Annotated in this window: 9 protein-coding genes; 4 read left to right on the top strand and 5 right to left on the bottom strand. The window is 36.1% G+C overall.

The genetic code is table 11. From position 1 onward, the window contains the following. Positions 1-298: 298 nt before the first annotated feature. The gene (locus AC1DG9_RS07250) at positions 299-1,561 is read left to right on the top strand and encodes an anthranilate synthase component I family protein (protein ID WP_288883765.1); all 1,263 of its coding nucleotides are present in this window, start codon (positions 299-301) and stop codon (positions 1,559-1,561) included. A gap of 129 nt (positions 1,562-1,690) precedes the next feature. Here the strand turns inward: AC1DG9_RS07250 and AC1DG9_RS07245 are convergent, their stop codons facing one another. The 4 genes from AC1DG9_RS07245 to AC1DG9_RS07230 are packed head-to-tail and all read right to left on the bottom strand — an operon-like array spanning position 1,691 to position 4,453. Next, a complete protein-coding gene (locus AC1DG9_RS07245) occupies positions 1,691-2,518 on the bottom strand; it encodes a M48 family metallopeptidase (protein ID WP_048907116.1) in 828 nt (275 codons plus the stop codon). Between the two features lie 10 nt (positions 2,519-2,528). Continuing rightward, on the bottom strand, positions 2,529-3,179 hold the full coding sequence (plsY, locus tag AC1DG9_RS07240) for a glycerol-3-phosphate 1-O-acyltransferase PlsY (RefSeq protein ID WP_477634468.1): 651 nt from the start codon (positions 3,177-3,179) through the stop codon (positions 2,529-2,531). A 3-nt stretch (positions 3,180-3,182) separates the two neighbouring features. Continuing rightward, on the bottom strand, positions 3,183-4,025 hold the full coding sequence (gene nadC / locus AC1DG9_RS07235) for a carboxylating nicotinate-nucleotide diphosphorylase (RefSeq protein WP_288883764.1): 843 nt from the start codon (positions 4,023-4,025) through the stop codon (positions 3,183-3,185). 35 nt (positions 4,026-4,060) lie between these two features. After that, on the bottom strand, positions 4,061-4,453 hold the full coding sequence (locus AC1DG9_RS07230; protein ID WP_048907259.1) for a DUF4783 domain-containing protein: 393 nt from the start codon (positions 4,451-4,453) through the stop codon (positions 4,061-4,063). A 212-nt stretch (positions 4,454-4,665) separates the two neighbouring features. Between AC1DG9_RS07230 and gpmI the strand changes: the two genes are divergently transcribed. Beyond that, positions 4,666-6,186: a 2,3-bisphosphoglycerate-independent phosphoglycerate mutase gene (gene gpmI / locus AC1DG9_RS07225; RefSeq protein ID WP_172659310.1), complete on the top strand. Its 1,521-nt coding sequence runs from the start codon at positions 4,666-4,668 to the stop codon at positions 6,184-6,186. After that, complete coding sequence (locus AC1DG9_RS07220; protein WP_288883762.1) at positions 6,187-6,717, top strand: hypothetical protein; 531 nt, start codon at positions 6,187-6,189, stop codon at positions 6,715-6,717. A gap of 55 nt (positions 6,718-6,772) precedes the next feature. Here the strand turns inward: AC1DG9_RS07220 and AC1DG9_RS07215 are convergent, their stop codons facing one another. Then, positions 6,773-7,399 carry a tetratricopeptide repeat protein gene (locus AC1DG9_RS07215; protein ID WP_288883761.1) on the bottom strand — a complete coding sequence of 209 codons (627 nt, stop codon included), beginning with the start codon at positions 7,397-7,399 and terminating at the stop codon, positions 6,773-6,775. A gap of 317 nt (positions 7,400-7,716) precedes the next feature. On the opposite strand from AC1DG9_RS07215, the gene lon reads away from it, so the two are divergent. Continuing rightward, positions 7,717-10,188: an endopeptidase La gene (lon, locus tag AC1DG9_RS07210; RefSeq protein WP_172659307.1), complete on the top strand. Its 2,472-nt coding sequence runs from the start codon at positions 7,717-7,719 to the stop codon at positions 10,186-10,188. The last annotated feature ends 84 nt before the right edge of the window (positions 10,189-10,272 follow it).

Below are 10,272 nucleotides of genomic sequence, written 5' to 3'. Positions count from 1 at the left end.
ATCTTGGTAGTAAGCGACAAATTTGCGATCAGCGCCTCGGGAATGAAGCCCAAGAGTTGTTTTACAGTGATATTATGATCTTTAAAAATAGCCATATCTTATTGATTTACAGCATTTAATATACTTAAAACCAATGAGAATTGCAAATAAATAATTGATAATCAGATAGTTGAAACAAAATTAAGCTTGCCTAAAAATAAAAAAAAGTCGGAAGAGTTAATCTTCCGACCATTCGTGGCTATTTGTCGCCTTTTTTCGTTTATGCTATTCCGATATTCTATACATTTGCGCAAACAAAATGAAAGTACAGGATTTAGATTCGTTTAAAGAAAAAGCATTGCAATGGGCCAACGCATTTGATGTTTGTTGTTGCTATGATTCGAACAGCTATCCTGATTCCTATGGAGAATTTGATTTCCTATTAGCCGTTGGCATTAAAGAATCGATTAATCTTAAATACGGCGCGGCTTTTGATTCCTTGAAAGAATTTTATGGAGTCCAGAAAAACTGGATGTTCGGACTACTTAGTTACGACCTCAAAAACGAGGTTGAACAATTAGACTCAGGGAATTCTGACAGTCTTAATTTTCCCGATTTGTTTTTCTTTGTCCCCAAATACCTTATTGCAGTGGTTAAAGGAGAAATAAAGGTTATCCTTGGAGACCAAACCCTGTTAAATCAAATTGAGGAATATACCAGTGATGACCAGGAAACCCACTCTGGAATTGAAATTCAAAGTAGGCTATCAAAAGAGCTCTATATCAAAACAGTTGAAGAGCTACAAGAACATATTATAAGAGGTGACATATATGAGGTTAATTTTTGTCAGGAATTTTTTGCTGAACACGCCCATATAGACCCTTTAAATATCTACACAAAATTAAAAAAGGTATCCCCTACTCCATTTTCAGGTTTCTTTAAAATAAAAGATCAGTACATATTATCGGCCAGTCCGGAAAGATTTCTCTGTAAAAGAGGAAATAAACTGATCTCACAGCCGATTAAAGGAACTGCCAGACGAAGCAGCAACATAAAGGAAGATGAACTTATAAAGCTCAACCTGCAAAATGATGCTAAAGAACAGGCGGAAAATGTAATGATTGTGGATCTGGTTAGAAATGATCTGACCAAAAGTGCGGTGAAGGGAACCGTAGTGGTTGAAGAGCTTTTTGGAATTTATGGCTTCGCCCAGGTTTATCAAATGATATCAACAGTTACCTGTCAGTTAGATCCCAGGATACATTTTATTGACGCCATAAAAAATGCTTTCCCTATGGGCTCGATGACGGGCGCGCCGAAAATAAAAGCCATGGAACTGATAGAAGCGTATGAATTTAGCCGCCGTGGCGCTTACTCTGGTACATTTGGATATATAACGCCTGAGGGGAACTTTGATTTTAATGTGATCATCAGAAGCATCTTGTACCAATCTTCATCAAAATATCTGTCCTTTCAGGTCGGAGGGGCAATTACATACGCATCTAATGCTACCGCTGAATATGAAGAGTGTATGCTTAAAGCATCAGCGATTATGCAAACTCTTGAAGAGCATGTATCATAATCAATGAAATCATGCTATCTCCATTTCGTCATCTCGAAAGAAGAGGGAGATCTCTTGCCTGTGTTATCCAAGAGATATCTCTCTTCTTTCGAGATGACGACCGTTTTAAGACGACCGCTTTATGCCTCCTTATTTTATTGGTTTCCCGGTTGTAGATTTATAGTATTTCTGTGCTTCGGGTATACTTCTTTGGATTTGTGCAATCCTTGTAGCGTCACTAGGGTGAGTACTTAAAAATTCAGGTGGTTTCTGACTGCCCTGAGAGGCGGCAGCCATCCTTTGCCAGAACGAAGTTGCGCTTTGAGGATTATATCCTGCCATTGCCATAAAAATAAGCCCTAATCTATCCGCTTCCAGCTCCTGATTACGCGAATAATTAAGCATCACTAAAGGCGTCCCTACTCCATATAGCGTATTAAATACAGATTGAGATTTTGCATTTTTTGATAACGCTACATTGCCCGCAACACCTAAACCTTGTGAAACCATTTGTTGCGACATACGCTCAGCTGAGTGTCCTGCAATAGCATGAGCAATCTCGTGTCCCATAACAGTAGCTAAACCAGCATCATCCTGAGTTACGGGTAATAATCCTGTATAGACTACAATTTTACCACCAGGCATACACCAGGCGTTCATCTCCTTATTTTCTACAACATTTACTTCCCATTTATAATCCTTAATTAAATCCGCATAGCCATTATTATTCATATAACTTTTTACAGATAATATAAGACTGTTTCCTACCCGTTTAACGCGTTGGGCCTGGGCATTTGTTGAAGATAATACTGCTGTTTTATTCTCAGTAAGAAACTGTGAATACGCCTGAAAGGCCATTGGCAACACCTGATCATCACTTACCAGATTTAGCCTGCTTCTGCCTGTTAAGGGAACTGTAGAGCACGAGGAAAACGCCAGGCCAATTGCTGTTACCCCGATTATTAATATCTTTTTCATTAGATTAAGGTTAGTTAATTTGTCTTTTTTTAAACAGATATACTTTAGATTCTTTGCCTTTGAGTAGTCGCTCCAAGTTCTTTTGATGTGTTACCAAAATAAGTATGCAAACACACATACCATATAAAACCTCTGACTTTACTGAAGAATGAATTATGAACACTATGCTTAATGGGAAGGTGAACCCTGCACAAATAGAACTTAGTGAAACATATTTAGTTGCCAATAATACTACTACAAATACCAGAACACAAAACATCGCTGCTGTGAAGTTAACTGCCAAAATCATTCCAAAAAGAGTTGCTACTCCCTTTCCGCCTCTAAATCCGGCAAAGATAGGGAACAAATGGCCCATAACAGCTGTAACACCAAGGGCTAGCTCATAATTAATAAATTGCGAAGAATTTTKAGGACCCGTAACAGAGAGACCTATAAAGTATGCAAGCTTTGTTGCTGTGTAACCTTTTGCAATATCTATTGTCATTACAGCAATACCGGCCTTTTTGCCAAGTACCCTAAATGTATTGGTTGCACCTGCATTGCCGCTTCCATATTCCCGAACGTCTACACCATAAAACGCCTGGCCAAGCCACACCGCTGTTGGTATAGAACCAAACAGATATGCTAAAATAACTGCTGAAATAGAATAGATGGAAATCATAACCTAAAAGGCTTTTAAACTCATGTCTAAACTCTTAACAGAATGTGTTAATGCCCCCATGGATATAAAATCTACTCCACAAGCAGCATATTCTGCAACATTTTCTTCAGTAATACCTCCCGAGGCTTCTGTAATATATTTACCATTAATTGTTTTAACAGCCTCTTTGAGATCGGCAAATGTAAAATTATCTAACATGATCCTGTTTACATTGCCATTCTTTAAAACCTCTTGTAATTCGGATAAATTTCTAACCTCGATCTCAATATCGAGTGTCTTTTTTTTATCTTTTAAATATTGATTTGCAGAATTAATAGCATTTGCAATACCCCCGGCATAATCAACATGATTGTCTTTAATTAAAATCATATCATATAGCCCTATGCGATGATTTACACCTCCACCAATCCTCACAGCCCATTTCTCGAGATACCTTAATCCGGGAGTGGTTTTCCTTGTATCTAAAAGTTTAGTTTTATAGTTACCTAAAAGCGCAACCACATGATTGGTTTTTGTTGCAATGCCACTCATACGCTGCATGCAATTCAAAACCAGGCGCTCGGCCAACAAAATTGAATGCGTACTACCCGATACTGTTAGAACAATATCTCCATATTTTACGGGAGCCCCATCTTTAATAAATACTTCTACGATTAATCTAGGGTCAATATGATTGAAGATCTGCAATGCCAATTCTACTCCGGCAACAATACCGTCTTCTTTAATTAGCAACTTCGCTTTCCCCTGAGCATTTGCCGGAATGGTTGATAAGGAGGTATGATCTCCATCGCCCAAATCTTCCGCAACAGCATTTTTTATAAATTGATCTATAGTTAGCTTATCCAAAACTTAAATTTAAACCCAAAAATAGCATTTTACAACTATTTCTCAGTCTCAATTCTTAATTCAGTAATAAAAAAAGCATTGCCGGCCTTTTTCATTGTAATGGAAACCCTAAAAGTTCCATTCTTTGTAACAAGAGAAAGGGCCCCGTATCTGTAATTGGGATTGGTATTTAACCTATGAATTACGGATGATTTTACAGGAATATATTTAGTAAAAAAACTTCTTAATATTTGTTCAGCTTGTGCTTTTGAATATACATCTTCCTCATCTATTATAATTAAGTCAACAGAAGGAGAAAAATGAGCGGCTATTTCTTTTGAATTTCCAGCTTTAAAATTTGTTGATAAGCCATCAATAATATCGCCCTGAATAGCAGCAAAAGAGGAAAAGTGAATAAAAAAAACAAATAATGAAAGTAAGGGCTTCATAATCTCTAAATAGCTAATGATCATTCTTGCACATAAACTATGCCATTAATGGCATAAAAACCACTTATAACACAAACCACTCAGTATGTGGTACTATAAAATATATTGACATGTTCTTGTAAAAACATACAAATATTGATATGAATTTTAATTAGGTTCAAAAAAAAGGCACAATAGACTTATCTTTGTTAATAAACGAAAAGTAGACAATAATGAATAATAAAAAACTAGTATTACTTATCCTTGATGGTTGGGGTTATGGAAAAAAAGACAAATCTGATGCCGCTTATGCTGCCAACACTCCATTCTTTGATTCCTTATTAAAAAAATACCCTAACTCAAAGCTTGAGGCTTCCGGAGAAGCTGTTGGTTTACCAGCAGGACAAATGGGAAACTCGGAAGTTGGCCATATGAACTTAGGTGCCGGACGAGTAGTATATCAGGAACTCGGACGAATCAATAAAGCAATAAGCGATAGAACTTTGCATCAGAATGAGGTTTTACTAGATGCTTTTAATTATGCTAAAAATAATAATAAACAAGTTCACTTTATAGGCCTTGTTTCAGATGGGGGCGTTCATGCTCATATCAACCATCTAAAGGCATTATGTGATGCAGCTGATGAACAAGGACTTAAAGATGTATTTGTACATGCTTTTTTAGATGGAAGAGATACCGACCCAAACTCAGGCCTTAAGTTTATTGAAGACCTTAATCGCCACTTAGAAACTTCTAATGCTCAAATAGCCAGCTTAATTGGCCGCTATTATGCTATGGATAGAGATTCCAGATGGGAAAGAGTTAAGTTAGCTTATGACCTCCTTACAAAAGGTGTTGGCGAGGCTACCAGTAATCCTATTTCTGCGATAGAGCAATCCTATAAGGATGGCATCACTGATGAGTTTATTAAACCTGTTGTAATTACAAAATCAGATGGTTCACCTGTCGCAACTATACAACCTGATGATGTGGTTATCTGTTTCAATTACAGAACAGATAGAGGAAGAGAGATAACTTCTGTATTAAGTCAGGCTGATTATCCTGATTTTGGAATGCATAAATTGCCACTGTATTATGTTACTATGACAACTTATGATGAAAGTTTTAATAACGTAAAAGTTATATTTACCAAGGACGATCTTTCTCAGACTCTTGGAGAGGTACTTGAAAAAAATCATAAGAACCAGATCCGAATTGCAGAAACAGAAAAATATCCTCACGTAACTTTCTTCTTCTCGGGTGGTAGAGAACAAGAGTTCGAAAATGAAAAAAGGATCCTTATCCCTTCTCCAAAAGTAGCAACCTATGATTTGCAGCCAGAAATGAGTGCTGCAGGAATTACCGAAGCTATTTGCAAAGAACTGGAGACAGGCTGGCCGGATTTTGTTTGTCTAAATTTTGCAAACCCTGACATGGTGGGCCATACTGGAGTATTTGATGCTGTTGTTAAAGCTGTTGAAACAGCTGACAGCTGTGCTGAGATTGTAGTAAATAAAGGAATTGAAAATGGATATTCGTTTATTATACTTGCAGATCACGGCAATTCAGAATATATGATAAATGGCGACGGCTCTGTTAACACTGCCCATACAACTAATCTTGTTCCCTGTATTTTAATTGATAAAGATTTCAAATCTGTTGCTGACGGCAAACTAGGAGATATTGCCCCTACTATTTTACAAATAATGGGTATTCAAAAGCCGGAAATTATGACTGGTAACAGTTTAGTATAAATGAAAAACACAATTTTATCATTTTTCATTCCTTTGTTTTTTATCAGTTGTAGCAATTCAACTGATAAAAAACAGAAAACTGACTTAACCTATTTTGATGTAAAAGGGTATTTTGAAAAAGAAGCTACAAGGCTAAACAAAGAGAATCCCTTAATAAACAAAACAGTAAGTGTGAATGGTGCTACAGAAAGTAAGCGCATTAAAATCCCTGATTGGAAAAAGGAATTAGCTCTTTTTTCGGACGCTGACATGAATAGGGCTTCATGGAAAGGTTTGTTTGAACTTAAAAAATCAAAGGATCAGGAGCTTTATTCTTCCGATAATGAGAAAGTTCCGGTTAAGGAGATCTCAGTAGTTTATAAAAACGATGAGGTGTTTGGTCTTAAAGTACTAATAAAAAATACAAATTCTCTGTACACGTCTATTGATACCTTGACCTACTATGCAGACAGTCTATACCAGGTTAAGAAAACGCAAAACATTAAATTACTATCCAAAAAATCATATACAATTACTGGATCTTTCCAATAAAAAAAGACCAATGCAAATTATGCATTGGTCTTTTTTTATTAAGCTAAGCTTCTTATTATTTTAAACTGGTTACCTGGGCTTTTACGTAATCAATTAAAGATATGATGTCTTTACGTTGTGGCTGAACAAGTAGTATCTTTTGAAAATCCGAAACCGAATTGTTGAATAAGGTAATGCAGGCTTTTTTCTCTACTGCCTTTTTTATCTTATAGGATTTATAAATTCCATAGTCCTTATAGGCCAATCCTCTGTTTTGTAACAACTGAGGATCTTCTTCCCCGTTTATCTCTATTGCTTTCGAAAAATCTTTAATAGCAGCTAGATAAAAGCTTTCTCTCATCTGATTTAGTGATTCTTTTGGATCATTTGCCACATTTAATCTGGCTTTTCCCCTATAATAATATGCGGAGTAATCTGATGGTTTTAAAGTCAGGAAACGGCTATATGTATTTATCGCATTTTCATAATCGCCACACTGGTAATAAGAATAACCTAACATTTTTAAAACGTTAGAATTATTAGGGTCTTTGGTATCCGCTTTTTCTAATTGAGCCACTGCACCTTTATAATCACCCTTTAACCAGGCCTGCATTCCCAACTTATCGTAGTTATTGTTTTGAGCAATACTACTGTTGGCCGAAATCACAAGTAATACCAGAATTGTTTGCTTGAAATAGTTCATTAATTTTTATTAAAAAATAAATATATTTAGTTTTATTCAATACCCTAACAAATTTTAAACTTTTTTTTCCCAGGTATCTCGGAGTTTACATTAGGCAACTATCATACCATTTACAAATATGATATACTAAACGTTAAATAATTAAAAATATGATGGGTATAAGGATTATTATTTTTTACCTGACTTTTTAACATAGAAAACAACTTATAGTGCTTTTGGCACAGGAGTTGAAATTATAGGTATTCAATATAATTAATAATTTCGCAAGCGACATGCTGTCAGATTGTCGTTTTTTAATTTTAAGAAGGACTATATTAATGAGTAAACAAGATCAATTTGATTTTAGCAATGCACTACCTATCATAAATGAAGATACTGAGTTTTTTCCGTTGATGTCTCAACAAGACGAAGATGAAATGAACAATGAAGAAACACCAGAGGTCCTGCCCATACTCCCACTTAGAAATACAGTCTTATTTCCAGGTGTGGTTATTCCTATTACTGTAGGAAGAGATAAATCAATAAAACTTATAAAAGAAGCTTATAAAGGAAATCGGATTATTGGAGTTGTTTCACAACGTGATGTTTCTATAGAGGATCCCACCTTTGAGCAATTAAACAGTGTAGGTACAGTTGCCCACATTATCAAAATGCTTCAAATGCCTGATGGAAATACTACGGTAATTATTCAGGGAAAGCAGCGCTTCAGATTAATCGAAGAAGTTCAGTCAGAGCCTTATATTAAAGTAACGATTAGTAAGTTTACTGAAGCTAAACATAAAAGCGACAAAGAGTTTAAAGCTTTGGTGGCTTCTATCAAAGAAATGTCGAGCCAGATTATTCAACTGTCTCCAAACATCCCTAGCGAGGCTGGAATTGCATTAAAAAATATTGAAAGCACTTCCTTCCTGATTAACTTCATATCATCGAATATGAATGCCGATGTGTCTGACAAGCAAAAAATGCTTGAAATGACTAACCTGCGTGAACGTGCCATGATGGTAATGGAACTGTTAACACTGGAGCTTCAAATGCTTGAACTTAAAAACCAGATACAGTCTAAAGTACGAACTGACCTYGATAAGCAACAAAGAGATTACTTTCTGAACCAACAATTAAAAACAATACAGGAAGAACTGGGAGGTAATTCATCTGATTTGGAGTACGAGGCTTTACAAGCCCGTGCAAAGAAGAAAAAATGGGCATTACATATAGAAAGTCATTTCAATAAAGAACTGGAAAAATTAGGCAGAATGAATCCTGCCGCTCCAGATTATTCTGTTCAGATAAACTATCTGGAATTGTTGCTAGACCTACCTTGGAATGATTTCACTAAGGATAATTTTGACCTAAAACGTGCACAGCGTATTTTAGACAAAGATCATTTTGGCCTTGAAAAGGTAAAACAAAGGATTATAGAGTATTTGGCTGTACTTAAGCTTAAACGTGATATGAAAGCTCCTATCATTTGCTTGGTTGGCCCTCCGGGAGTTGGTAAAACATCATTAGGAAAGTCAATTGCTAAAGCTTTAAACAGGAAATATGTCCGTATGGCTCTTGGAGGAATACGAGACGAGGCAGAAATTCGCGGTCACAGAAAAACCTATATTGGTGCAATGCCAGGCCGGATCATACAGTCTATCAAAAAAGCGGGTGCTGCTAATCCAGTATTTGTTTTAGATGAGATTGATAAAGTAGGCTCTGATTTTAGAGGGGACCCTTCATCTGCCCTTTTAGAAGTATTAGACCCAGAACAAAACAATGCTTTTAACGATCATTATGTTGAGGCGGATTACGATCTATCCAATGTCCTTTTCATTGCAACGGCTAACTCTTTAAGCTCTATTCAGCCGGCTTTGCTGGATCGTATGGAAATAATTGAGGTAAATGGCTATACCATTGAAGAAAAGATAGAAATTGCTAAAAAGTATTTACTTCCTAAACAAAAGGAACAACACGGCATAAAATCTAAAGATATTACCTTAAAAGGAGCTTTAATTGAAAAAGTGATTGAAGATTATACCCGTGAATCAGGAGTTCGTGGCCTTGAGAAAAAAATTGGTTCACTTGTACGAGGCGTGGCTACAAAAATTGCCATGGATGAAACTTATGAGCCTAATTTAACTTCTGAAGATGTTGAACGCATACTTGGAGCTCCAATTTACGATAAAGACCTTTACGAAGGTAACGAAGTTGCCGGTGTTGTAACCGGATTAGCATGGACCCAGGTGGGTGGCGATATCTTATTTATTGAAGCAAGCTTAAGCCCGGGAAAAGGAAAGTTAACCTTAACGGGTAATCTGGGTGAAGTAATGAAAGAATCTGCCATTATAGCATTGGCTTATTTAAGGGCTCATGCTGATTTGTTTGATATTGATCATTTACTGTTTGATCAATGGGATATTCATGTTCACGTTCCGGCAGGAGCTACTCCTAAAGATGGCCCATCAGCAGGCATAACTATGCTAACTGCCCTAACTTCTGCATTTACTCAACGTAAGGTAAAACCTAATCTGGCTATGACCGGAGAGATTACATTACGTGGTAAAGTTTTGCCGGTTGGAGGTATAAAAGAAAAAATACTCGCGGCAAAAAGAGCAAACATTAAAGATGTAATTCTTTGTAAATCAAACAAAAAAGATATTTTAGAAATCAAAGAAAGTTACATTAAGGATCTTAACTTCCATTATGTAACCGAAATGAAAGAGGTAATTGAGATTGCGTTAACTAAGGAAAAAGTCAAAAATCCTCAGAATCTTAATGTTAAACCAAATCCAATTGCTAACTAAGGCATAATATTTATTTCGAATAATGGCTATTGGCTTATATTTAGTCATTAAGTACTATATTAGACTCCGGTAATTTATACCGGA

The organism is Pedobacter sp. 05L430, assembly GCF_056397585.1.
The sequence above is the reverse complement of the archived record's forward strand: the minus strand, read 5'-3'. Positions and strand labels throughout refer to the sequence as shown.